The organism is Paraglaciecola algarum (assembly GCF_021532655.1).
Classification (GTDB): domain Bacteria; phylum Pseudomonadota; class Gammaproteobacteria; order Enterobacterales; family Alteromonadaceae; genus Paraglaciecola; species Paraglaciecola algarum.
In genome coordinates this window covers 497,256-523,217 of the sequence record NZ_JAKGAS010000001.1, presented here as the reverse complement: position 1 = coordinate 523,217, position 25,962 = coordinate 497,256, and the positions used below count along the sequence as shown (strand labels likewise).

Sequence of the window (25,962 nt, the reverse complement as noted above, 5' to 3'; positions counted from 1 at the left end):
TACAAGTGTAATCCTAACCCCATCGACTACAATTGTAATCACTAAATATTATTATGCAAAAATCAAACGACATCAGCAAAACTGAATTTGAAGTACTTGACGCTTTGTGGCAAGGCCACCCAGCTAGCGCAAGTGAAATTATAGAACGTTTAAACCAGCAAAAATCATGGCATGACAAAACCGTCAAAACTTTACTTAGCCGTTTAGTTAAAAAACACATCATTGACTATGACAAACAACAGCGTAGTTACCTCTATTATCCATTGCTTGAAAGAAATGCTTATACCAATAATGAAAGCCAAAGTTTAGTCAGTCGCTTATTTAATGGCAAAGTAGCGCCTTTAGTGGCTGGTTTTGCGAATAATAATTCATTAACTCAACAAGACGTTGATGAGCTCAAATCACTTATTCAAAAGTGGGAGAAAAACAATGATTAATTGGCTATTGTCACAACTGTTACTTGTATCATGTATGTTACTGATTTTGATATTTATAGAGGCTAAAGGGCAAAAAGCCCTAGGCGCTAAAATAGTGTACATGCTGTGGTTATTGTTACCTTTAAGTTTACTGGTTAACAATATCCCTCAAAGCAGCATTTCCGTAGAAAACCAACTGATATACCACTACATAGTTAACTTAAAAACCTTTACACCACAAGTAGAACAAACCTCTGTATGGTTAATGCTTTGGAGTATTGGCACCTTTGCTTTTTTAACGGTAATGGCTATGACCCAATGGAAGTTTAATCAAAATATTGGCGCTCATTATTCAAAAAATGACTTAACTTATGAGCTACCTAAAGCAATCAAGGTATACAGTCATAAGGGCATTTCGGGCCCAGTATTAAGTGGTGTATTTCGCCCTGTATTACTTTTACCACTTCATTTCAAACAAGCCTTTACTGAAAAACAACAGACACTCATTTTACGTCACGAACTGACCCACTATAAACGTGGCGATAATATCTTCAATTTGTTAGCTCTTTTGTTACTTGCTACTTTTTGGTTCAACCCTTTATTTTGGCTTGCTTATAGATCCTTTAGACGTAGTCAAGAGCTTGCTTGCGATGCCAGCGTATTAACCAATACAAACACAGAAGATAAGATTTCCTACAGCAAGGCACTGATCCAGTGTTCACAAACTCAACCCTTGAGTAATTTCGCAATTTACTCACCCTACTCGGAGAAAAAAAGTATGTTAAAACGTATAGAAAATATTAAACATGCCGCAAAAGTTAAACCAGCCATGGTAGCCCTATCTATAGTAATAAGTGCGACTGCATTAGGTGGAATTGCAATTGCAGGTGTAGCTGATAAACCTACGACAATAAGTGAAATTAACATGGCTACACCTATTATTAGAATAGAGCCTAAATACCCACTACAAGCAGCTAAAAACAGGCAAGAAGGTTCAGTCATTTTGGAGTTTGATATAACTGCACAAGGCACGACAGATAACATAAAAGTTATAGATTCTTTTCCTGATGGAGTATTTGACAAGGTAGGAGTAGACGCTTTAAAAAAATGGGAATACAAACCTAGAGTCCAAGGTGGTCAAGCGCAAAGGCAATCAGGACTAAAAGTGCAGTTAGATTTTAGAATGGACCCTCCCGCAAAAAGTCATATTGCTGCGACTTCATCAATTGAGAGAATAAAAGTGTCTCAATAACTAATGTGCGAATAATAACTCAAACCATGAGTTAAAAGGCTTAGTGCTCCTTCCGTTAATGGAACTTAGGGCACTAAGCTTTTTCGCTTATCAAAATCGAGAATATTAGGCTAATTCAGAGGCATTCTTAGCTTCTGGTTTATAAACATCTTTAGCTATCAACATTTCACCGATCCTAGCTGATGCTCCATCATAAAAGCCTATATCATCATTAAATTCTTTTGGGTTTTTAAACGTGCCAAACAATATGTCGAATATAGGAAAATCTGAGTAATTATAGGCATGTACCCCTTTTTGATGATGCACTGAGTGGCTTTCAGGCCGTTGAATTAGATAACCTATCCAGCGCGGTGTTTTAATATTGGCGTGTTGAAATAATACTAAAAACATACTCACATACAAAAACAAGGTGATCGCCTCTGCGCTTAACCCTACTCCCAATGCCAAGGTCAAACTCCCTAAAAAGGTAAAACCTGCCATATCTAGAGGGCTGTAATAAAAGGTACCAAAGGTATCTAAGCGTTCTGCACTATGGTGCATTTGATGAAAGGTTAGCCATAACCATTTGGTTTGATGCATAGTTCGGTGCCACACATATACGAATAACTCAAACAACACGAGCGCGACAAAAGTCCCCACATAATGATTTATATGACTCAAATCAATCAATTGGTAAGGGATTAAGTATTGATCCCAAATCATGGGTAAATACGTAGACAGATAAAAATAGACAATAAAAACCCCTGCGCTGCGAAGATACCAACCTTTAACAGCGGGTAGTTTACGAGCTGGGAATAACGCCTCTAATACAATAATAATGGCGTATAGAGTTAATAACCCCAAGGATAAGGGATCGAGTAAAACCTCAAGTGGAGTAGGCATATGTATTTCCTTTGCTTAGTTAATAAAAAGAGTGAATGTTCAAGAAGCACTATAAGATTTAGAGGAAAAAACACATGAAGATTAGATAATAATTAGCTCATCAATGCATAACAATTAGCATTAACACTTCTGAATTGGCTTTTTGACTTTAAAACAGTGACTAAACCCAACAGCTAATAGGTCCACAAAACCAATTCAAGAAGTAACTACTAAGACAAACGGTTTAATAAATAAGTTAATCAACATTTAGTGTAAAAGTTACGTAAAGTCCTTTATCGCAGCTCGGCTATCATTTAAATTAAGGTAAATATTTCGTGCAAAGAAACAGCAATTCGTGAAATCATACTGTCCCCTATTAATTTGTGTATTATTGATTGGTTGTGCTGGTACTAGCCCAGTAAAGACTGAACTAAGAGATTATCAAATACCAGAAAATTGGCAATCTGACGCCAATCAATTAGCGCCCCAAGATAATTGGTTGAGTCAATTTAACAATCCAATCTTGATGGCTTTAACAGAAGAAGCCCTAGAAAAAAATCAATCATTAAAACAGCAGGCTTATAACGTTGAAATAGCCAAACAGCAATTGGTTCAAACAGGGGCTAGACTATGGCCTGACTTAGACCTGACTGTATCTACCGGTAGGTCTAAAACTACCAACCCCAACAATATTTCAAACAGAAACACTCTAAATCTTGGAGCTAGCTATGAAGTCGATCTATGGGGAAAATTATCAGACAATCAGCAAGTCTCTCAATTGTCTTTATTGGTAGCAGAAGCACAATACCAAGAAACTAAACAAGATCTAGTTGGTCAAATAGTAGCGAGTTGGTTTAATTTAGTATCAGCGAATCAACTCACCATATTATTCCAACATAGAGTAGACAATGCTAAACAAAGTTTAGACATCATTGAATCTGGCTATCAACAAGGCGTAAATAAAGCATTAGATGTTTACCTATCTAGAAACGAGCTTAATAGTGAAAAATCAAATCTAGCCCAACAAAAAGCTAAATTATTAGAAACTGCGAGAATATTAGAAAAATTATTAGGTCGTTATCCTAGCGGTGATGTAGTGAACCAACTATCTGGACAGCAGTTACCACTATTAACAGAGCAGATTCCTCTAGGCTTACCTTCAGATGTAGTGAGACGCAAGCCTGAATTAAAAGCAGCTTGGTACCAAGTGTTAAGTCAAAATGCAACTTTGGCCTATACCCACAAACAAAGGTTCCCAAGTTTTCGATTAACCGCTGCAGTTTCCACAGCTTCAGATGAACTTTCAGACTTGTTATCAAGTTCATCATTAGCTTGGTCTTTATTAGGTGGATTAACAGCGCCCATATTCGATGCCGGTTTACTAAAGTCCAATGAAGAAATTGCCCGCCTGAGGCTTAAACAACAAGAACAAACTTATTTAAATACCTTATACAATGCATTTTCAGAAGTGGAAAATGCGGTTACCAATGAATCAAGTTTGTACTCTCAATTCCAAGCGACGTTAGATGCCCAAAAAAATGCCTTAGCTGCAGAAACACTTGCGTTTGAACAATATCAAAGAGGTTTGGTTACCTACACCACAGTGCTTGACGCGCAAGATAGAGCGTTCAGTGCCCAAAGTAGTTTGATTCAAATTAAAAACCAATTATTAATCAACCGAGCTAATTTACACATTGCTTTAGGTGGTGATTTTTCTTCTAACAACACCAATAATCAACAGGAAGACTCAATCAATGAGTAATACTAAAAAATGGCTATTGCCACTGATCATCATAATAGTCACGGCTGTTGCAGCAAACTTCATATTGAACAACCCTCCAGAAAGTAGACGAGGTGGTCCCTCTAACGCGCCACAAATGACAGTTGATGTGCAGAAATTAACTCCGCAAGAATACACAGTAGTGGTTGATAGTTACGGAACCGTTGAACCCACCACCCAAAGCGACTTAGTGGCCCAGGTTTCTGGCCAAATTACTTACGTTAGCCCACAGTTTAGAAATGGTGGTTTTTTTAATAAAGGCGATGTGTTAGTTAAACTCGATCAAAGAGACTATTTAGCCAATGTAAAAATTGCAGAAGCTGGGCTGTTATCAGCGCAGCAAGCCTTACTCGAAGAACAAGCCAATTCTAAACAAGCCGCTATTGATTGGGAAAGACTAGGCAATGGTAAACAAGCCAGTGATCTAGTATTACGTAAACCACAACTAGAAGCTGCTAAAGCCAGTTTGTTGTCGGCTGAAGCTAGCTTAACTCGCGCTCAATTAGCCCTAGAACGAACTCAAATCACCGCCCCTTACGATGGCAGAATTTTGAGTCAACTGGTTGATTATGGTCAGGTAATATCAAGTAACAGTAAAATAGCGGAAATATTTTCCACAGATTCAGTGGAAATTAGATTACCCATCAATAACAGTGATATTGACCTAGTTAATTTCCCTGAAGAATTTAAAACAACACAAGAATTACAAAATGTTATTGAAGCAAGATTCAGTTCTAGCCTTACTAAAAATCAAAACTGGTTAGGTCGTATAGTTCGTACCGAAGCGGCAATAGATAGTAGTTCTCAACAACTCTATATTGTGGCTCAAATAGCTGATCCCTATAACCCACAATTACACCCAGGTAGTTCAATTAAAATTGGCCAATATGTCAGTGCAGAAGTGCAAGGTAAAACCATAAACAACGCCATTGTTATTGCAAATAGCGCTATTTACCAAGGTAGCTATGTATACATAGTAGAAGATGGATTATTGTTAAGAAAAGATATTAAAATTCGTTGGCAAAATGACTCTCAAGCTATTATCGAAGAAGGCTTATTAGCCGGTGAAAACCTAGTTATTACGCCATTAGGGCAAGTCAGTTCAGGTACGCCAGTAATAATTTCAGGTGAACGTCCGCAACGAACCAAACCCTCAAATAATAGTGATGGAAGATTAGTCGACGTGGCTAAACGTATGGGGATAAGCGTAGAAGAATTAAAAGCCAAACGCCAAGCCGGAGGGGGTAAGCGTCCAAATGGAGCACCTAAAGATGCAAAAGCGTCTGCGGAGCCTGTTAGTTATGAATAACTTGCTAATTAATATCACGCTTACATTTATCGGAGAAAAATCATGATTGCCTGGTTCGCACGAAATCACGTTGCCGCTAACCTACTTATGATCACTATATTGTTTGCAGGTATGTATAGCTTAACTAGTCGTATTCCATTAGAAGTTTTTCCGTCTTTTGAGTCGGATACCATAAGTGTTGGCGTCACCTTAAGAGGAGCTACACCAGAGGATACAGAGTTAGGCGTAACCATATTAATTGAAGAAGCCGTGCAAGATTTGGAAGGTATTGAGAGAATTACCAGTGTTTCTTCAGAAGGCTCAGCTCGGGTTACAATTGAAGTCGATTCTGACTACGATCCTAGAGAATTATTAAATGACATAAAAGCTCGCGTAGATGCAATAAACACCTTCCCTGCTGAAGCAGAAAAACCCGTTGTGGCTCTAGCCCAACGTAAACGCGAAGTGATTGCGGTCAGTATTTCTGGTGAATACGGCGAAAAAGAAATCAATGAATTTGCCGAACAAATCAGAGATGACCTGTTAAGAATAGACGGCATTACTCAAGTTGAATTAGCTGGTGTACGAAACTACGAAATAGCACTAGAGATACCTCAACAAATGCTACGTCAATACGGATTAACCTTAAATGAAGTGTCCGCAGCAGTGGCAAGTTCTAGTAGTGATATTTCCGCTGGTAACATAAAGACTGACGGTGGAGATGTATTAATTCGCTCAAAAGGCCAAGCATACCGTAAAGATGAATTTGCCAATATTCCTATTAAAACAAATAGCGACGGCTCAATTTTACGCTTAAAAGATATTGCAGATATTAAAGACGGCTTTGAAGAAACCCCTATACGTACTCGATTTAATGGTAAACAAGCGGCCTTTATAGATGTCTATCGAATTGGTCAACAAAGTGCAATTGATGTCGCAGCAAAAGTTCGACAATACATAGATGACAAACAGTCTCAATTACCTATCGGTTACGAATTAAGCTTTTGGGATGATGATTCTCAAATTGTAAAAAACCGTATTGCGACCCTATCGGGCAGTGCCTTACAAGGCGGAATATTAGTCTTATTGTTATTAACCCTATTTTTACGCCCAGCCATAGCATTTTGGGTATTTATTGGTATACCCGTTTCTTTTATGGGAGCTTTTTTAGCTATGCCCATATTTGGCGTGACACTCAATATTGTCAGCTTATTTGGTTTTATTTTAGTGCTCGGCATAGTGGTGGATGATGCAATAGTCACTGGTGAGAATATATACACCCATTTGCGTAATGCAGAGTCTGGGGAAGAAGCAGCAATCAAAGGCACACAAGAAGTCGCGACCCCTGTTACCTTTGGCATTTTAACCACAATAGTAGCCTTCTTGCCTTTTGCATTTATTGAAGGTGGTAGAAGTGGTTTGTTTTCACAAATCCCAGTTATTGTAATACCTGTATTATTATTCTCATTAATTGAGTCTAAATTTGTATTGCCTGCTCATTTAAAACACATTAAGTTGCGTGATCAAAAAGATACAAGTAAACAAAATAGGTTAGAAAAATGGCAACAAAAATTCGCTGATGGGTTTGAGCGCGCCATTCTGCATTATTATCAACCACTACTTGGTTTTTGTTTAAAACATAAACTTGCCACATTAGCTGTGTTTATTGGCACCTTTGTGATCATTGCTAGTTTATTAATGAGCGGTTGGACTAAGTTTATCTTTTTCCCGCGTGTCCCAAGTGAAACCGTAAGATCAAGCCTAACTATGACCACTGGCACTACCTTTGAAGTCACCAATAAATACATAGTAAAAATGGCAGAAAAGGCCAATGAGTTAAAAGAGAAGTATACCGACCAAGAAACCGGTGAAAGTATTGTACTAAATATCTTGGCCTCTACCGGCGGGCGTGGTGGGTCTTCAAATACAGGTTCCGTTAGGTTTGAAATAACACCGCCTGAAAGTCGCGAAATATCGGTTACTTCAGCAGAATTAGTGCGTGAATGGCGAGACTTAATTGGTGAAATACCTGGTGCTGAAAGTGTTACCTTTAGAGCAGAAATAGGCCGTTCATCTGATCCTATTGATGTACAGTTAATTGGCAACTCCCAAAAAATGTTGCAAGAAGTGGCTGCAAAGATCAAACAACGCCTCACTACCTACCCTACTGTATTTGACATAACAGATAGTATGTCAGACGGAAAAGAAGAGTTACAAATAGAACTCACGCAACAAGGTAAGGCCTTAGGTTTATCTAGAGTCAGTATCTCAAACCAAGTGAGAAGTGCATTTTTTGGCAGCCAAGTACAAAGAATTCAACGTGGACGAGATGATGTAAGAGTCATGGTTAGACTGCCTATTGAAGAAAGGCGCTCTATTAATGACCTCACCAATATTTTAATTAAAACCCCTGCTGGAGGAACCGTACCTCTGGCACATGTTGCCACCTTAACCCCGGGTAAAAGTCCCTCTCAAATACGACGGGTAGACCGCTTTCGAACGGTCAGTGTGACTGCTGATGTAGATAAAAATAACACTAACATGACAGTGTTACAGGCCGATCTTGATCAATTTGTACAAGAGCTGGTGGCCCAGTACCCTGGCGTGAGTTATAAACTTGAAGGCGAAGCCAGAGAACAAAGAGAGTCTTTCTCGTCATTAAGTGTTGGTTTACTTATGGTGTTTTTTGCGATTTATGGCTTACTGGCTATTCCGTTTAAGTCTTATATTCAACCGATAATAGTCATGAGCGTTATCCCCTTTAGCATGATAGGCGCAGTGATTGGCCATTGGTTAATGGCTATGCCATTAACTATCATGAGTATTTTAGGCATGCTGGCTTTAGTCGGTGTTGTCGTCAATGATTCGTTAGTTCTAGTTGATTTTATTAACAAAAAACGCAGTGAAGGACGAGAATTGATGGATGCCGTGTTAACAGCTGGTGCCGCTAGATTCAGACCAATCATGTTAACTAGCTTAACCACCTTTATTGGCCTAATGCCTTTATTGTTTGAAAAGTCTACTCAGGCGCAGTTTTTGATCCCTATGGCGGTATCATTAGGTTTCGGGATTTTATTTGCTACTTTTATCACCTTGATTTTAGTGCCGATTAATTATTTATTGGTTGAGCGGTTAAAAGGTAACAAAGCCAGTTTTAACGCGGTAAAACACAAGGAAGCCACGGTTTAAATTTAATTAACCTCGCTGAAAGAAAAACACTGAACTTACTCTATCAAATAGCGCTAAGTTCAGTGTTTTCAGGACTATATAAATAACAAAATAGATAACTAAATGTTAGCTGCCAACTCAGCCCCTTGGCGAATGGCTCTTTTAGCATCGAGCTCTGATGCCACATCAGCCCCACCAATTAAATGGGTAACAATATTATTTGCTAGTAGGCCAGAGTGTAACTCACGTAATGGCTCTTGACCTGCACACAAGATCACATTGTCTACTTCTAAGCATTGCACTTTATCATCTATTTCAATATGCAATCCTAGATCATCAACCTTAATGTATTTCACACCACCAAGCATTTTTACTTGTTTACGTTGTAGTGCACTACGGTGGATCCAGCCAGTTGTTTTTCCTAAACCTTTACCAACCTTAGTGGTTTTACGTTGTAATAAAAATACCTCCCGCTCTGCTGGTTCTATTTCTGCGGGGGTTAAACCACCAAGCTGTTTAAAGTCTTTATCAACTCCCCAAGATTTCAACCACTCATCTGGTTTGACAGTCAACGACTCTTTTTCCACTAAAAATTCTGCTACATCAAAACCAATTCCACCTGCGCCAATAATCGCCACCTTTTTGCCTACAGGCTGATCGTTTCTAAGCACATCAAGGTAGTTCAGCACTTTTTCATGGTCGACGCCATCTAGGCTTAACTTTCTGGGTGAGATGCCTGTCGCCAGTATCACTTGATCAAAACCTTGCGAGCTTAAACTTTCCACTGTTTGAGGATTATTTAAATGAACTTGAACCCCAGTTAAAGCTAATTGATGCGCGAAATAACGTAAGGTTTCGTAAAACTCTTCCTTGCCTGGAATACGTTTAGCATAATTAAATTGGCCGCCTATCTCTGCATTTTTATCAAATAAATGCACTTGGTGACCGCGCTGTGCGGCATAACAACTAAAGGCTAAACCTGCAGGCCCAGCACCTACAACGGCTAACTTTTTCTTATGAGTGGTTAATGGGAAATTTAATTCAGTTTCATACCCAGCTCTTGGGTTAACTAAACAACTGGCACGTTTACGTTTAAAAGTGTGATCTAAGCAGGCTTGATTACAAGCTATACAAGTATTAATGAATGCACTTTTTCCTTGCTTGGCCTTTTCCACAAATTTTTCATCAGCTAAGAAAGGTCTCGCCATAGACACCATATCTGCATGGCCTTCAGCTAGTACTTTTTCAGCAATTTCTGGCGTATTGATCCTATTGGTAGTAATTAATGGCAAATCAACTTCTGCTTTCATTTTACCTGTGATCCAAGTAAACGCAGCCCTTGGCACCATAGTACTTATAGTCGGTATTCTAGCTTCATGCCAACCAATTCCAGTATTGATAATAGTGGCACCCGCCTGTTCAATCATTTTTCCTAAGGCCACTACTTCTTCCCAACTGCTCCCCCCTTCAACTAAATCCAGCATAGACAAACGGAAAATAATAATAAAATTAGTCCCCACTCGCTGACGCACTGCATCAACAATCGCTACAGCTATACGAGCACGATTTTCAAAGCTTCCACCCCATTCATCATTACGCTTATTAGTACGTGAGCAAATAAACTGATTAATTAAATAACCTTCAGAGCCCATAATTTCCACGCCATCATATCCGGCAAACTTAGCCATATGAGCGCTATTAGCGTAATCTTCTATGGTAGCCAATACGCCCCTTTTTGATAAAGCACTAGGGGTGAAAGGAGTAATAGGTGATTTAATTTTTGATGGCGCCACACTAAAAGGATGATAAGCATAACGACCCGCGTGTAAAATTTGCATACAGATTTTTCCACCGTGTTGATGAACCGACTCTGTAATCACTTGATGTTGTTTTGCTTGCTTTTTATTTACCATGCGTGCAGCAAACGGTAATAACCACCCTTGCCTATTTGGACTTACCCCGCCAGTCACAATTAACCCCACCTCTCCAGCGGCCCTTTCGGCATAAAAACTGGCTAGCTTTTCAAAGCCCCCTTTTTGTTCTTCTAAACCCATATGCATAGAGCCCATTAACGTTCGGTTTTTAAGCTGAGTAAACCCTAAGTCTAAAGGCTGAAACAAATGTGGATAATATGGATTGGGCGTCATAAATAGTTCAACTAATGCTCTTATATCAAGTCAGACCAGTTTAACTATATTTAATCGAATATAAAAGTTACAAAAAATTACATTTGTAAATTTCATCCTAGACATAATTTAGATAGGATGTGAACTTGTTAATTTTATATGTGTTAATTCTCTATGTCATCAGGAAGAAGTTGGACAAAGTCACTCTTTGTCGGTTTGTGGACTGCCTTAAATTTCAGTCGTAAGTTATTTTTAAATATTATTTTCATTATCATTTTTATCGCGATCATATCTGTCGCCATGCAAGATAAAAATCAAATCACAGTCCCTCAAGATTCAGCCTTAGTGTTAAAATTAAAGGGCAACTTAGTTATTGAAAAACGTTCTGTTGATCCTTTAGAAGAATTTATGGCAGAGGCCTTTGAGCAAGAGCCTGAAAATCCCGAAGTGTTATTACAAAATGTGCTACACACAATAGATAACGCCAAGCAAGATAAGCGTATTAAAGCGCTAGTTTTAGATTTACATGGTTTAGGTAGTGCCGGTTTAGATAAACTTGAACAAATAGCCGTAGCCTTAGATGACTTTAAGCAAAGTGAAAAACCTATCTATGCAATTGGTGATTATTACAGCCAGAATCAATATTATTTAGCTAGTCATGCTGATCACCTCTATCTAAACCCTATGGGTTTTATGTTGTTTGAAGGATACGGGCGCTTTGGTACCTACTTCAAATCTGCTATCGAAAAATTAAAAGCTAAAACACATGTGTTTAAAGTAGGAACCTATAAATCTGCAGTGGAACCTTATATTCGAGACGATATGTCAGACGAAGCGAAAGAGGCAAACAAGGCTTGGTTGTCTGCTATGTGGGAACAATACAAAACCAGCGTAGCTGCGGCTCGTGGATTAGATATAGCTAACTTTGACGAAAAGTTAGATGACTTCATTCAAAAGTTTGAAACTGTAGACGGGGATTTTGCCCAATACGCTTTGCAATTTGGTTGGGTGGACGCATTAAAAACTCGAGAAGAAATTCGTCAAGAGCTTATCGACATAGTCGGTAAAGATTCAAGCGGTAATGACTTTAACGCCATCAGTTATAAAAATTATTTAAAAATTATTACTCAAGGCGTTACTTTTGAAAATAAGGACGTGAAAAAAGTGGCCATAGTGGTCGCTAAAGGCACAATTTTAAACGGCACTAAAAAGCCAGGTGAAATTGGTGGTGATAGTACGGCAGATTTGCTGCGTAAAGCTCGCTTAAATAATTCAGTTAAATCAGTGGTGTTATATGTGGATTCTCCAGGGGGCAGTGCTTTCGCCTCTGAAATCATACGTCAAGAAGTTGAAAACTTACAAAACTCAGGCAAACCTGTAGTTGCAGTAATGAGTACCTATGCAGCGTCTGGCGGTTATTGGATATCTGCAGGTGCTGACAAAATTATCGCAGCGCCTAGTACCATAACTGGGTCAATCGGCATATTTGGAATGTTCCTCACATTCGAAAACACGCTGGACTACTTAGGGATCCATACCGACGGTGTAGGCACAACTGAATTTGCGGGCATGGGCATTAGTAAAGATCTTAACCCTAAAATGGGTCAAATCATGCAGCGCGGTATTGAACACGGCTATGATAACTTTATCACTTTAGTTGCTAATAACCGTGATATGAGTAAAGAACAAGTTGATAATATTGCCCAAGGACGAGTCTGGATTGGAACTACAGCTAAAGAAATTGGTTTAGTAGACCAACTAGGTTACTTACAAGATGGCATCGCAGCAGCAGCCGAGTTGGCCAATCTAACGGAATACGATACTCAATATATTCACCACAGCTTGTCAAAAAGTGAGCTGTTCTGGAAAGAGTTATTCCAAAAAGCCGCTGTGAGTTTAGACGGCGCGTTAAAAACAGAGAAAAGCCAAACCTTATTAAATGTCGTAAAAGAGTTAACAGCTGATATAGAAGCGATGACAAAGTTAAATGACCCCAAAGGAGTTTACGCACTCTGTTTAACCTGCGAGTTGTAGTATTATTTCAGATGTTTAATAAAAATTAAGTAATGTAATAAATCAGACCTACTTCTTTAGTAGGTCTTTTTTTATCCAGAAATGACAAACCATGGATTAGCAATGAATCTCAATAAAATTAATTTATCTAGATCGACTGTTTTAGTATCTTAGCTAAAGTCCCCGACCCTAAGCGATTTGAACAAGCAATTTGAGATTTTGCAAAGCAAGATACCATCAAACCGCCGCAAAAGAAGCCATTGTACTAACCAGTAGTTCAAGTATTGCTAAATAGAACAATCAAGCCCTGCTTGCATACTTTTTACCCTTTATTCGCGAAATTGATGTAACTCACCTGCAGGCAGGCCTGATAAAGCTGATCAAAAATAGTCCATATATTTTTAAGTTACTGACTTTTGACTTAATCCACCGTTTTTAAATAAATAGTGCCTTCAAGTCAGAGCCTCAATTAAAAAGCGTTTAGTTTGAACGAAATTTATACGCCAAAGGTCAACAACCCCTAATGATTAACATTACAAAGTTAACCCTACATTTTTTCCATAGTTTCAATACCCAGCAGCTCTAAACCGGATTTAAGGGTTTTAGCCGTTAATTGCGCTAACATTAAGCGACTATTTTTAGTTGGTTCGTCTATACCGTCTTTTAGGATTGGGCAAGCTTCGTAAAAACTCATAAAAAAACTAGCTAGTTCATAAATATAAGTACATAACACGTGAGGTGTTCCATCTGAGCTCACTTGTTTAATAGCTTCAACGTATTGCAATAATTTCACCGCTAACACTAATTCTTGTTCAGCTTGTAATTGCATATCAGCTTGTAAAGCCTCAGCATTGACTCCTGCTTTACGGAATATACTCTGGATTCGCGTATAGGCGTATTGTAAGTAAGGCGCTGTATTGCCTTCAAAACTGAGCATAGTATCCCAGTTAAAAATATAATCCGTGGTACGATTTTTACTTAAGTCAGCATATTTAACAGCGCCTATACCCACTTTATTGGCAATCACTTCACGCTCATCAGCAGTTAGGTCTGACTCACGTTTGTTTATTAAGACTGCAGCCCGTTCAACCGCTTCATCTAACAACTCTGCTAGTTTAACTGTACCACCGGTACGGGTTTTAAATGGTTTACCATCGTTACCTAACATCATGCCAAATGGGCAATGTTCGTAACTTTGCTCAGGTTTAATAAAACCAGCCTTACGAGCAACAATTTCGGTTTGTTTGAAATGTAGAGCCTGGCGAGCATCGGTTAGAATTAAAGTCCTATCAGCCTTTAATACATTATTACGATATCTTATGGCAGCCAAGTCTGTAGTTGCATACAAATACCCGCCACCGGATTTTTGCACTATGTATACCGCTGGGTTGCCTTCTTTATCAGCTAACTCTTGAAGAAATGCCACTTGTGCGCCTTGATCTTCAACCACTATGCCTTTTTGTTTTAACTCTGCAACTGTAGGAGCTAAATCATCGTTATAGGCACTTTCACCCATTATATGTTCGCGTTTTAAGCTGACGTTTAACTTCTTGTATACTTCCTCACTGTGTTTAATGGATACGTCTACAAAGGTTTTCCACAATACAATGCACTCAGGGTCGCCACTTTGTAATTTCACTACATTTTCACGAGCGCGATCAGCAAAACCGTCTTCATCGTCAAAACGTACTTTAGCCGCACGATAGAAATCTTCTAAATCAGACAACGCAGTTTCTGCTGCGCTGTCGGCGGCTAACTTGTCATTCAAATGAGTGATTAACATGCCAAATTGCGTGCCCCAATCGCCCATATGATTTTGGCGTAAGACCTTGTGCCCTAAAAACTCTAAGGTTTTCACTACGGCATCACCAATAATAGTGGTACGTAGGTGACCTACATGCATTTCTTTAGCAAGGTTTGGTGACGAATAATCCACCACAACTGTCTGAGCAGACTCAGCTTCAATCAATAATCGCTCATCAGCATTAGCCTGTTTCAGCTGTTTCGCCAACCAGGCTGGACTTAGATGAATATTAATAAAGCCTGGGCCTGCCACTTCAAGTTTTTCAACCTCATCGGTGAATTCAACAGCTGCAACAATTTTATCTGCTATGTCTCTTGGTTTTTGTTTTAAAACCTTAGACAAGGCCATAGCGCCATTAAATTGATAATGCCCAAAACCAGCTCGAGTACTGCGGCTCAAAGGTGCTGGGCTATCTTCTGGCGCACCAATTGCCACTAAGGCAGCTTTAAATTTTGCTAATAAATATGTTTGTAAGTTCATTTGATTTATTTATCCAACTGACCCGAATGAGGCCTAGTGTTCTCTAGTATTGTGGAATGTAATGTCGGGATGACGCTCTTGAGCCAAACTTAAATTTACCCGAGTTGGGGCAATATAGGTTAAATTATCGCCACCATCTAAGGCTAAATTCGCCTCAGCCTTACGCCTAAAGTCGTCTAATTTAGCTGGCGTTTCTGCACTCACCCATTGAGCAGTATAAACGTTGATATGTTCGTACATAGCGTCTACGTTGTACTCACCTTTTAATCTCGCCACCACCACATCAAACTGCAGTACACCCACAGCACCAACAATTAGATCATTATTTTGTAGAGGCCTAAAGACCTGTACCGCACCCTCTTCAGAAAGTTGGATCAAACCTTTTTGTAATTGTTTTTGTTTCAGCGGATCTTTTAAGCGAATACGTTTAAATAACTCTGGCGCAAAGTTTGGAATACCGGCAAAGCGGAACTTCTCACCCGCGGTAAAGGTATCACCGATTTGGATTGAGCCATGGTTATGTAAACCAATTATATCGCCAGCATAAGCTTCTTCTAACAAGGCTCTATCGCCCGCTAAAAAGGTTAACGCATCTGAAATCCGCACATCTTTACCTATGCGCGTATGATGCATTTTCATGCCCTTTTCATATTTACCAGACACAATCCGGCAAAATGCAATTCTGTCTCTGTGCTTAGGATCCATATTGGCTTGGATCTTAAATACAAAACCGCTAAATTTTTGTTCGTTAGATTCCACTTTACGTTCGTTGGTTTCTCTGCCTTGAGGTAATGGCGCCCAATCGGTTAGACCATCTAACATGTGATCTACACCAAAATTACCCATAGCTGTACCAAAAAACACGGGCGTTAATTCGCCGGCTAAAAACTCAGTATGGTTAAATTCGTGGGAGGCACCTTGAACTAACTCAAGCATTTCCCGTAGCTCTTGTGCATAACTACCAATTGCTTCATCAAGTTCTGGATTATCTAACCCTTTAACAATACTCACGTCTTGGATGGTGTGTCCAAAACCAGTTTTGTACAAAATAGTTTCGTCACGCAATAAGTGATAAACACCTTTGAATTCTTTACCCATGCCGATTGGCCAAGTAATAGGCGCACATTTTATGTTAAGTACATTTTCAACTTCATCTAACAAGTCAATTGGATCACGAGTGTCCCTATCGAGTTTATTCATAAAAGTGATAATCGGCGTGTCACGCAAACGTGTCACATCCATTAATTTAATGGTACGTGCTTCTACACCCTTAGCTGCGTCGATTACCATTAGACAAGAATCTACAGCAGTTAAGGTACGGTAAGTATCTTCAGAGAAATCCTCGTGACCTGGCGTATCTAATAAATTAACAAGGTGATCTTTATAAGGGAACTGCATGACAGAAGTCGTGACGGATATACCCCGTTCTTTTTCCATTTCCATCCAGTCAGATTTAGCATGTTGACCAGACTTTTTACCTTTAACTGTACCGGCTTTTTGTAAAGCATTTCCAAACAATAACACTTTTTCGGTAATGGTTGTTTTACCCGCATCTGGGTGAGAAATAATCGCAAAAGTGCGGCGTTTATCAACTTCTTGTTGAAAAGACATGGAAATACTCTTTGGTGAACAGGTTACAAAATAATTTGGCCGCGAATTGTATACGACTCAAGCACAAATGTCCCTCCTAACAGTGATTAATTATGCATAGGGTTTCTATAATCTTGGTAATAACCAATAAATTAAACTTCTTGCATAGGTAAAGGTAATAATACTTCTCATTTAGATTGTTCGCATGCTATATAAAAAATATTACTTTTACATAGAAATAACTATTTACTAAAAAGCTAGATTAAATTATATTCGTATTAAGGTTAATTTTTTTCCTAACGTTTAATTAACATTTATAGTTTATAAGGTAGTTTTTTATGTCACGTAGAAAGATGTTTAGTGGCGCGCAATTAAAAGCATTACGCAAAGAGTCTGGCTATACCCAAGAAGAGTTAGCGCAAAGAGTGGGGATTAGTCGAGAAACCGTTTCTGCCATAGAAAATGAAAAACCTGAAACCATGAATAGTATAGGTGTTGAAGTGATTAGTAAGTGGTGGTCAATTTGTCGACAAAAAGCCTCTGAACAAACCCGCGAATCATTTTTCTCAACCGTTATGGATTATTTTGGCTTTAATTTAAGTTAAACATACTTTAATCTTACAGCATGTTGATACGTGCTTATCTCCCCCAATTCTTAACAGCCCTCTTCGGAGGGCTTTTTATCGCGCTAGGAGTTTTTTCTTTTGGTAATGCACAAATTTTTGATCGACTGTTTTTAGGGGTTTTAATTTTTACAGGGATCGTCTGTCGAGAAAATATTAATGTAGTATCCGTGGTCATCATTCTATTTTTACAAGCTACTATAAGTGAATTAGCTTGGTTTGTGCTGTATGACAACACTATTATAAAATTAATTTTATATACATTTTCATTTATGACTTGCTATTTATGCCGTCACGACAAAATAATCCGATTAGTAACGCCAATTTTAGTTATATTAAGCCTAACTGAAATCTATTGGCTAATATCAGGTTATCTATCTCCAGAAACATTTTGGTATATATGGTTAATAGTTTCTACTCTAGGTGTTAGATACTTATTAATGTTTAGAGTTAGTTTCTTAAATCAATATTTTTCGAAAAAAGGGGAATCGATTCACTTAGATTGGGCAATTTTTAAAATAACAGCATTTTTTATACTTATACAGATTTTAATGTTATTCGAATATTTTGTTAGACACATTTTCAACCTACCTGAAGTTATTTTCATATACACACTATATCCATACGCAATACAAGGATTAACTACACTTTCCATTTGGGTGATATTTCATGAAAGTTACAAACTTTTGTTACCAAAATTCTTAAAGGTTTAATACTTAGCCCTCCACATACGTAAAAAAAACCGACATAATCATTATTGGGAATTTTCCCACCCGCATATAAGGAATGATTATGAAACTTTTTAAGTTTACAATTGCTATATTGGCAACAGCCCTACTCACTTTTAATACCAACGCATCGACTATCCAAGCGAAAAACGAATTACACATTTCAAAATTAGAACTATCAACTAAAGCCATGATGAGCTCTAAACGTAAACCGCCTGTCGCCCAAATAGCAATGACAAGCTCTAAGCGCAAGCCACCTGTTGCTCAACTTGCTATGACCAGCTCTAAACGTAAACCACCTGTTTCACAGCTTGCTATGACTAGCTCTAAACGTAAGCCGCCTGTAGCCCAAATCGCGATGACCAGCTCTAAACGTAAACCACCTGTTTCACAGCTTGCTATGACTAGCTCTAAACGTAAACCACCTGTTGCACAGCTTGCTATGACTAGCTCTAAACGCAAGCCACCTGTTGCTCAACTTGCTATGACCAGCTCTAAACGTAAACCACCTGTTTCACAGCTTGCTATGACTAGCTCTAAACGTAAACCTCCTGTTACACAGCTTGCTATGACTAGCTCTAAACGTAAACCTCCTGTTGCACAGCTTGTTATGACCAGCTCTAAACGTAAACCACCTGTTGCACAGCTTGCTATGACCAGCTCTAAACGTAAACCACCTGTTTCACAGCTTGCTATGACTAGCTCTAAACGTAAACCACCTGTTACACAGCTTGCTATGACTAGCTCTAAACGTAAACCACCTGTTGCACAGCTTGCTATGACCAGCTCTAAACGTAAACCGCCGGTAACTGCTTTTATGGCATAAATCTGCTCCCCCACAAATAATATAAGATCCAAACATGCTTGCTCAAGATATTGGCTCCTTCATAAGGGGCCAATAATATTTCTCATTACGAATCAAAAACTTACCTAAAAAAGCCATATTAATTTCCCATGTGGAACCGAATCCACATTTTATTGCATAGAATACTTCCCAACAAAGAAATTAGGATTGGAAGCAAATAACTATAACCATTCGGTCCTGCTGTAGTTCAATAATTAATAGAGGAAACTAATATGTATATTAATGGTTCAGACTTAAGAAAAATGCGTTTAGATGCGGGTTTAACCACAGTAAAAATGGCTAAACTTGCTAATGTAAAAACTCGTAAAACTTACGAAAACTGGGAAAAAAATATTGGCGCACCTAGCATGAATCAATTTATTGCTATGTGTGTGGGCTGTAACTATAACTCTTCAAAATTTGTTAAATTGGCTGTCGAACGTCAAGATGACGCTGAAGTACTTAATGTTACCGCTGCACGTAAATAAGCATGATAAAATCTGGGGAGTTTATAGCTCCCCAACCAAAAAAGCTTTGTTAATTAAAACAAACCTGTAGGCACATAATCAATGCATCTTCTTTGCCATTGGCACCTACATAATAATCGTGACGAGTTTCAATGACATTAAAACCAACAGACTCATATAGATTAATCGCCGCTGTATTTGATTGTCTAACTTCTAACCATACTTGCTGAATATTATTCTTTTCACAATAATCCACAATATAATTAATCAAAAGTCGCCCATAACCCCTGCCCCGTTCAACTTTTCTAACCCCGATATCCATAATTGTTAATTCGTCCACTACCTGCATGGCAATAAAATACCCTAGATACTGAGAAGTAGATCCTAAATAAAATGCAAAATAAGGCTGGCTTAAACAATCGTCAAAAATCTTCCTAGACCAAGGATTAGGTTGACCTAAATTATGAAGTTCGAATCCAATAGCACTATTCTCAGACGTAAGGGGAATAAACTCTAGACTCATTTTTGTTTTATAAAACCTTGTATGACTTGCCAGAGCTGCTTTTTATTTTTAGCACTTTGCATCTCAGACAGAGCTGGAGTAGTTAATACTCTTCCTTCAAGTTTAATTTTTTCACCTTGTTTCCAAGCCAATGCAAAGTCAAAATACTCAACTATCTGTGTAGCCTCAATTGAAGTTTGTTCTGCGCCATATAACCCCATTGCCAACAAAACATCCTGTAGCCAAACTGATGAACCATGCTTCATTGCTAACAAGATCTGATCAGTGGCTTGCTTCTTAGTCACTAATGGCACATCAACCTGTGTATTTGAGTTTGGTCCAGTGGTTCTGGTGTTAGAAGATTTTAACGCCGCTAGTTTAGCCAAAGCAGAGTCTTGTGAAACTCTTTGTTTGATTTCTTGTAGTTTGATTGCTTGTTTTGTTTCACTTAAGTCTGCTGTCAACTCAACAGCCTCTTTGTGTTCAAACAGCTGCCAGCACGAAATCCCCATTTCGGTTAACATGGCTCTTTGATAGTTAGATAAGTTAAATTTTGGAGTTTCGATCATATATGAACAATATCATGAAAATTGGCAGGGGTGGAGGGATTAGCCTGAATACATACCTGTCTTCGCCCCTTCGGGCGCTTTCAGCGGATCTATTTGTTCCAGACAAATAGTCGAACCCTATGGGGCTTCTCTTCCCTCAATTATCTGTACTTTGTAAAATTAATTTAGAGTTTAAATATGTATGAGGACTGTTTGAAAATATTGGCAGGGGTGGAGGGATTCGAACCCCCAGCCATCGGTTTTGGAGACCGCTGTTCTACCAATTGGAACTACACCCCTGCTGAGCTGCTGAATTATACTTATGCAGTGCTAAAGGTAAAGTAATTTTGTTTAGACTCAGGGCTAAAATAGCTTAAGTGCGCGGTTTTTGAACTAACTGTGCAGTTAACCAGCAAATAGAACATTATTTAATTTTAGAATCTGCCGCTGCAAACCAAATTTTGTTGGTAAACTTGACTAAGGGTTTCATAGCATTGACTTTACTTTTTACTTCTAACTCGGGGATATTACTCAACACAGCGTATTCAGTGATAAGCGTTTGTTCATCTGATGATGAAGCTTGATTAATCTGTAAACACGAAGCGATGTCAAAGTAGCGATTAGAAAACGCCGCATACTCCCAATCAAATATAATCCCACTACTATTGAATAACACATGTTGCAGAGAAAGGTCATTATGACAAACACAATTATCAGTCGCCTGCGCTGTATACCAAGAGTTAGTCCAGCCTTCGATTTCAACTGCTTCTGATTGACTTAGAGCTAAGTTAGCTTTAGTTAAGTAGTCTTGCCATCTAGTTGGTAAATCTAATAATGGCAAATTTAACTCAGGGTTATTTTCAATGCCATGGATCTTAGCGAGGGCCTTACCCAAGGCTTGATATTTTTGTTGTTCAGGCATTTCTACATCTAGTAATGAAGTGCCATATGCCCACTCATCTACCTGAAAGGTTTGCTCTGAGGATAAATAAATAGGTTTTGTCGCAATTCCCAAACTAGCAAGTTTTTGTTGCTGGATAAATTGTCGGCGTCTATCGATATTAACCATATCATCTGAAATAAACACTTTAACAAAATAATTTTGTTTGTTATTCACGAGTTGATAACTTAGGTTTACCGCTCCGCCAACAATTTTATTTATCTGACAGTCCCCTGAAAACAACCCACTTAACGCTAACTCGGCTAAAATGGTTTGGCAAATAGATTCAGGTGATGTGTCCACTTTATTCAACCTATTCGCTAGTTAAAGGCTTTGCTTGTTGCTCTTTACCCCAATTAATATAGCCGTATACCGAGAAACCTAAATACAAGGTAGTTAACACTGCAGTCAGATATAGATCTTTAGCAATATATAAATACACCCCAGAAGCATTTATCACCGCCCAGTAAACCCAGTTTTCTCTCACTTTATGGGCAACTAAAACAGTAGTAAATACACTGAAAACCGTGATAAATGCATCTAAATACAAATGTTCTGCATCTAGAATTGATTTAGCCGAATAAGCTAAAACAAAACTTAAAACGGTTAACCCTACAATTGCAATTACATGCCTAGATTGGGTCCAGCTGATTACCTTTAAATGTTTAGACTTAGGCTGATTCCATTGCCACCAACCATACACAGCCATAAAAATATAATAGGCATTGAGCAACATATGAAATGGCAAAGACACTTCCCAGAATATGTAAGTGTAAATAGACGTACCAATAAAAGCGCAAGGCCAACACCAGATGCTTTGCCTAGCAGCTAACCACACATAAGCCAAGGCTAATATCACGGCTATAGCCTCTAACCCAGACTGTTGTTGAAACTGGCTAATAAATTGCTCTAAGATGTTGTCAAAAATCTGGCCCATTAAATTTCGTTTACCATTTTGTCGCCATTTAAAAACTTACAAACAAAAATAGCTTGGCCCACTTTCTCGTGGCTACGCTGCATTTCTTCAGCTAATAATTGCATAGTAGGCAAGTATTCACCACATACTGTGGTACTGGTGGCAGTAGTCACCACTTTTAAATTTTCATAGGAGTTAAGACGGTCTATAAACTCTTGGATAGGAGGAATATATTGTTCGTTTAACGGGTACATAGATATTTCAGCAACTAATTTCATAACTTTCCTAATTTCCTGACTTTCAAAATAATACAAAAATGGGCGCTAATACCTATTAGCACCCATTCAATTTAAACATACAATTAATATTGAAACTTAACGTTTATACCAACACGTCTAGGTTCACCAAATTGTTCCCAAACATGAGGTAAATACTCGTCTCTTGGATCGTTTGGAAAATAAAAGCCGCGGTTTGCATAGTCCTTGTCGAATAAATTACGAGCATACAAACTGATACTCCAATCTTGCATCACATATTCTAAACTAGTGTGAGCAATAGCCATGCTGTCTGCTTTGTTATCGTGGCTGAATGAATAATAAAACTCATCCTTAGCATCCACTTCAATTAACCAAGATAAGTTATCTGCTAATTGAATGTTGACCCCGCCATTAACATGGTATTTAGGGGCATGAGCTTGGTCACGCTTATCTATATTGGTGCCATCTTGACGAGTAATGTCTTTAATTTCTGTTTTTAGATAACCAAGGTTGACGAACACATCAATAGATTCATTCAGACTATAATTAATACTAACTTCAAGACCGTAGTTAGTGCCATTTACCGAGTTTTCGACAAAATCCACAAAAGATTGATCTTTCACAATCGAGTTTTTGTATTGCACGTCATCACGCTTTTGATAAAAAGTGCTAAAGTCTAGGGTCAAGCTACCATCTTGATTACTGCCTTTAATACCAAACTCTAAACCCAATAATGACTCAGCATCAAACTCAACATTATCTAACACTGCTTGTCTTAAGGTGGCATCATCAATGTCGTCGACCTTACTCATAGCTTGACCATTAACACCACCCATTTTGTAACTTCGTACAAAACTAAGGTACAACATACTCGTGTCACCCACATTTTGGTGATAACTTAATTCACCTCCCCAATCACTGTGGTTTACCGTCCTGTCTAATAAGTTTGAATCTAAATAAGTTAATTCTTGCGAAGCTAATCGTAAACTACTGGTTAACCATTGAGTGTCAGATAACACATGTTTATATTGACCAAATAAGGCGTAATCTTTACGAGTTACTGTACTTTCAAATGGGCTACTTAACCAAGTATATTCGCGCTCTAGCGCCTCTTCTTCATTTGAATAATAAAATCCGATGACCCAATCATTATCAGCTTCATATTTACTAGATAACTTAATTTCAACAGAATTATCGTCGCGATCTCTATAGTAATAATCGGTTGATGAATATTCCCAACCAGGGGCAATCCCCACAAAACTCCAATCTTCGTCATAACCATAAGCTAGATCAGCTTGCATAGCGCTGGCTTGAATTGTTAAATTTGCCCAATCTAAACCTTGATAATCAGCTTTAACTGCTAAGGCTTCACTTTCTTGTCTATCAAACCCTGGCTCGTCCGACAAAGTAGTTCTGTCTCTGTTCAAAGAAAACGCATCGTAACCATTATCCACGTCAATTAAATGCAACACTGTTTTGAGTTTAAGGTCTTCAGTAACCTTTATATTTAATTTGGCTCTGGCGGTTAACTCGTCAATACCATTTGTATCATCACGGCCTAAAAAAGTGTTTTCCACAAAGGCGTCGCTTTGGTTTTTATGTAGTGATACTCGATAATCAACAGTATCAGAAATTGCTCCACCTACTGCAGCACCTGCGTTCCAGCTACCATAGTTGGCCATACCAAATTGTGCATCTAAACTAGTATCACTAGATGCTTCAGCGGTAATAACATTAATCATTCCGGCCAAACCATCGGCACCAAAGCGGGCACTATTAGGGCCCTTAAATATCTCTACTTGCTGTACGTCAAAGGTACTGGCGCCGGCCATAAGCCCAGAGTAGTTAATGCCATCAACCAAAAAGCCAACAGAAGGATTTATAGGATCGGTAAACTGACTACGCTCACCAATACCACGAATTTGCACAAACCGACCACGGCTGGCGCCTGTGGCAAAATTCACATTAGCTGCTCGATTTAACAAGTCTTCTAAATGTTGTGCTTGGCGCTGCTGGATAACTTCTTCAGTCAATACTGAAATGCTAGTGGCCATTTCTGATAAAGGTGTTGAAGTTAGTGCACCGTGCACTGTAATACGCTCTACTTCTGTCGTTTCAGAATTTTGTTGGGCTGTAGCTTGTTGGGAAATTACTGATGTACTGGCAATTAACAAACCAATTAAGTTTGCTAAAGGTTTTTTACTAAAAATCATTCTAGGATCTCTTCATTTTTAATTGAAAAGATCCGGTTTTACGGCTGGTATAAATGGGGATTAATACTTTTAGTTTGTATATAAGAGCCTTACCATTCCTACGCCGGCATTATCCGGATCAGGTAAAAGGGTTCTAGGATGTAATTCCTAATCTCAGCCTTAGTGGCTCCCCTTGGTGACTGAATTTGTGATGACACTCATTCAATGAAGAGCATTCTAACAACCCATTCAATTGCTGCAAGGCACTTTTACGACATAAAAAGAATATCTATTATCTAATTTGAAGTTTGATCAATTTTTGTCCTGAAAAATATGAACTTTCTTGAGTTATCCACACTTCTCCATTTGGATTGATACACAAACCTTCAACCTGTGAATATTGATTTAACTGGAATGATTTTACTAAATTAAAATTATCGTCCAATATTGTTATGAAGGGCTTAAACCAACCTAAGGCTGCTAATTCATAGCCTACCAAGATAAATCTGCGGTTTAACTTATCATAATCACCGCCAGTGATTACCCCTGGCAGGCCTTTGACTGTCCAGGAAGGATTTAGATGATGTTTGCTTCCATCTAAGGGGACTTGATAAATAAATAGTTGTTTAGATTTCCAGCTTTTAGAAAACAAATACAAATTTTCATTTGCACTTACTAAGGACTCAGCATCAAAATCATGAGCCATATATTGATTATTATTAAGTTCATTTTGCCCATAACTCACATCAATGGTGTTAATAAACTCTACCTTTTCGTCTATAGAAAACACATGAATTTGTACAAATGGTCGTTTACCACTGTTATTCCCTATATCACCTATAAACAACTGCTTTTTATTTACACTAATCGCTTCCCAATCATAATTTGTTAACGGCAATTGCTGTTGGTTTACCACTTGTCCATTCCCATTGACAGTGTAAATAATTGGCTTGTTGCCAGAATCATTGATTGTTAAAGCGTTTTCACCTGCAAGACAGGCTAATCCAGAAGTTTCGGTGAGCTCATTGTTTAACTGATACTCATCAATAATGTGGTAATCAAGTGGCTGACTATGATTGATGCTACAGTTTGACATCATCAAGAAAATTGCAAATATTAACAAACTTCTAAATAAAACACTTAGTTTCAAAATCAGTACCTTTTTGT

General features: G+C 38.4%; 20 protein-coding genes, 1 tRNA gene and 1 riboswitch. Of the genes, 9 read left to right on the top strand and 12 right to left on the bottom strand.

Annotated features, from left to right (window positions below; genetic code table 11):
- Nucleotides 1–53 precede the first annotated feature (53 nt).
- A complete protein-coding gene (locus L0668_RS02260; RefSeq protein ID WP_235310429.1) occupies nt 54–437 on the top strand; it encodes a BlaI/MecI/CopY family transcriptional regulator in 384 nt (127 codons plus the stop codon).
- Complete coding sequence (locus tag L0668_RS02255; RefSeq protein WP_235310428.1) at nt 430–1,668, top strand: M56 family metallopeptidase; 1,239 nt, start codon at nt 430–432, stop codon at nt 1,666–1,668. The genes L0668_RS02260 and L0668_RS02255 overlap by 8 nt, the downstream gene beginning before the upstream one ends.
- Nucleotides 1,669–1,773: 105 nt before the next feature.
- On the opposite strand, the gene L0668_RS02250 is transcribed toward L0668_RS02255, so the two are convergent.
- A complete protein-coding gene (locus L0668_RS02250; RefSeq protein WP_235310427.1) occupies nt 1,774–2,550 on the bottom strand; it encodes a sterol desaturase family protein in 777 nt (258 codons plus the stop codon).
- A 334-nt stretch (nt 2,551–2,884) separates the two neighbouring features.
- Here L0668_RS02250 and L0668_RS02245 point away from each other — a divergent pair, with 334 nt between their 5' ends.
- The 3 genes from L0668_RS02245 to L0668_RS02235 are packed head-to-tail and all read left to right on the top strand — an operon-like array spanning nt 2,885 to nt 8,786.
- On the top strand, nt 2,885–4,291 hold the full coding sequence (locus tag L0668_RS02245; RefSeq protein WP_235310426.1) for an efflux transporter outer membrane subunit: 1,407 nt from the start codon (nt 2,885–2,887) through the stop codon (nt 4,289–4,291).
- Nucleotides 4,284–5,618, top strand: a complete 1,335-nt coding sequence (locus L0668_RS02240) for an efflux RND transporter periplasmic adaptor subunit (protein ID WP_235310425.1) — start codon at nt 4,284–4,286, stop codon at nt 5,616–5,618. Before L0668_RS02245 ends, L0668_RS02240 begins: the two co-directional genes overlap by 8 nt.
- 42 nt (nt 5,619–5,660) lie before the next feature.
- Nucleotides 5,661–8,786 (top strand): efflux RND transporter permease subunit, encoded by a 3,126-nt coding sequence (locus tag L0668_RS02235; protein WP_235310424.1) that lies wholly within the window; start codon nt 5,661–5,663, stop codon nt 8,784–8,786.
- 98 nt (nt 8,787–8,884) lie between these two features.
- On the opposite strand, the gene L0668_RS02230 is transcribed toward L0668_RS02235, so the two are convergent.
- Nucleotides 8,885–10,912 carry an NADPH-dependent 2,4-dienoyl-CoA reductase gene (locus tag L0668_RS02230; protein WP_235310423.1) on the bottom strand — a complete coding sequence of 676 codons (2,028 nt, stop codon included), beginning with the start codon at nt 10,910–10,912 and terminating at the stop codon, nt 8,885–8,887.
- Between the two features lie 153 nt (nt 10,913–11,065).
- Between L0668_RS02230 and sppA the strand changes: the two genes are divergently transcribed.
- Nucleotides 11,066–12,925 carry a signal peptide peptidase SppA gene (gene sppA, locus L0668_RS02225; RefSeq protein ID WP_235310422.1) on the top strand — a complete coding sequence of 620 codons (1,860 nt, stop codon included), beginning with the start codon at nt 11,066–11,068 and terminating at the stop codon, nt 12,923–12,925.
- A 526-nt stretch (nt 12,926–13,451) separates the two neighbouring features.
- Here sppA and argS read toward each other — a convergent pair.
- Both argS and prfC read right to left on the bottom strand, forming a co-directional pair.
- On the bottom strand, nt 13,452–15,188 hold the full coding sequence (gene argS / locus L0668_RS02220) for an arginine--tRNA ligase (protein WP_235310421.1): 1,737 nt from the start codon (nt 15,186–15,188) through the stop codon (nt 13,452–13,454).
- A gap of 33 nt (nt 15,189–15,221) precedes the next feature.
- The gene (prfC, locus tag L0668_RS02215) at nt 15,222–16,799 is read right to left on the bottom strand and encodes a peptide chain release factor 3 (protein ID WP_235310420.1); all 1,578 of its coding nucleotides are present in this window, start codon (nt 16,797–16,799) and stop codon (nt 15,222–15,224) included.
- 317 nt (nt 16,800–17,116) lie between these two features.
- On the opposite strand from prfC, the gene L0668_RS02210 reads away from it, so the two are divergent.
- The 3 genes from L0668_RS02210 (at nt 17,117) to L0668_RS02200 (ending at nt 19,461) form a co-directional block, all read left to right on the top strand.
- Nucleotides 17,117–17,383: a helix-turn-helix domain-containing protein gene (locus L0668_RS02210; RefSeq protein ID WP_235310419.1), complete on the top strand. Its 267-nt coding sequence runs from the start codon at nt 17,117–17,119 to the stop codon at nt 17,381–17,383.
- Nucleotides 17,384–18,193: 810 nt separating this feature from the next.
- Entirely contained in the window at nt 18,194–18,955 is a 762-nt protein-coding gene (locus L0668_RS02205) for a hypothetical protein (RefSeq protein WP_235310418.1), read from the top strand.
- Nucleotides 18,956–19,206: 251 nt separating this feature from the next.
- On the top strand, nt 19,207–19,461 hold the full coding sequence (locus L0668_RS02200) for a helix-turn-helix transcriptional regulator (protein ID WP_235310417.1): 255 nt from the start codon (nt 19,207–19,209) through the stop codon (nt 19,459–19,461).
- A 49-nt stretch (nt 19,462–19,510) separates the two neighbouring features.
- On the opposite strand, the gene rimI is transcribed toward L0668_RS02200, so the two are convergent.
- The 8 genes from rimI to L0668_RS02160 all read right to left on the bottom strand — a co-directional run bounded on the left by rimI (nt 19,511) and on the right by L0668_RS02160 (nt 25,945).
- Nucleotides 19,511–19,963: a ribosomal protein S18-alanine N-acetyltransferase gene (gene rimI, locus L0668_RS02195; protein ID WP_235310416.1), complete on the bottom strand. Its 453-nt coding sequence runs from the start codon at nt 19,961–19,963 to the stop codon at nt 19,511–19,513.
- Entirely contained in the window at nt 19,960–20,511 is a 552-nt protein-coding gene (locus tag L0668_RS02190) for a DNA polymerase III subunit psi (protein WP_235310415.1), read from the bottom strand. Before L0668_RS02190 ends, rimI begins: the two co-directional genes overlap by 4 nt.
- Before the next feature lie 202 nt (nt 20,512–20,713).
- Nucleotides 20,714–20,790 (bottom strand) — tRNA-Trp (locus L0668_RS02185).
- Between the two features lie 124 nt (nt 20,791–20,914).
- Complete coding sequence (locus L0668_RS02180; RefSeq protein WP_235310414.1) at nt 20,915–21,733, bottom strand: phosphotransferase; 819 nt, start codon at nt 21,731–21,733, stop codon at nt 20,915–20,917.
- A gap of 10 nt (nt 21,734–21,743) precedes the next feature.
- The gene (gene pnuC / locus L0668_RS02175) at nt 21,744–22,367 is read right to left on the bottom strand and encodes a nicotinamide riboside transporter PnuC (RefSeq protein ID WP_235310413.1); all 624 of its coding nucleotides are present in this window, start codon (nt 22,365–22,367) and stop codon (nt 21,744–21,746) included.
- The gene (locus L0668_RS02170; protein ID WP_235310412.1) at nt 22,367–22,624 is read right to left on the bottom strand and encodes a hypothetical protein; all 258 of its coding nucleotides are present in this window, start codon (nt 22,622–22,624) and stop codon (nt 22,367–22,369) included. Before L0668_RS02170 ends, pnuC begins: the two co-directional genes overlap by 1 nt.
- A gap of 83 nt (nt 22,625–22,707) precedes the next feature.
- Nucleotides 22,708–24,816, bottom strand: a complete 2,109-nt coding sequence (locus L0668_RS02165; RefSeq protein WP_235310411.1) for a TonB-dependent receptor — start codon at nt 24,814–24,816, stop codon at nt 22,708–22,710.
- Nucleotides 24,817–24,894: 78 nt separating this feature from the next.
- Nucleotides 24,895–24,999, bottom strand: a riboswitch (TPP riboswitch).
- 88 nt (nt 25,000–25,087) lie between these two features.
- Nucleotides 25,088–25,945, bottom strand: a complete 858-nt coding sequence (locus tag L0668_RS02160) for a hypothetical protein (protein ID WP_235310410.1) — start codon at nt 25,943–25,945, stop codon at nt 25,088–25,090.
- Nucleotides 25,946–25,962 lie beyond the last annotated feature (17 nt).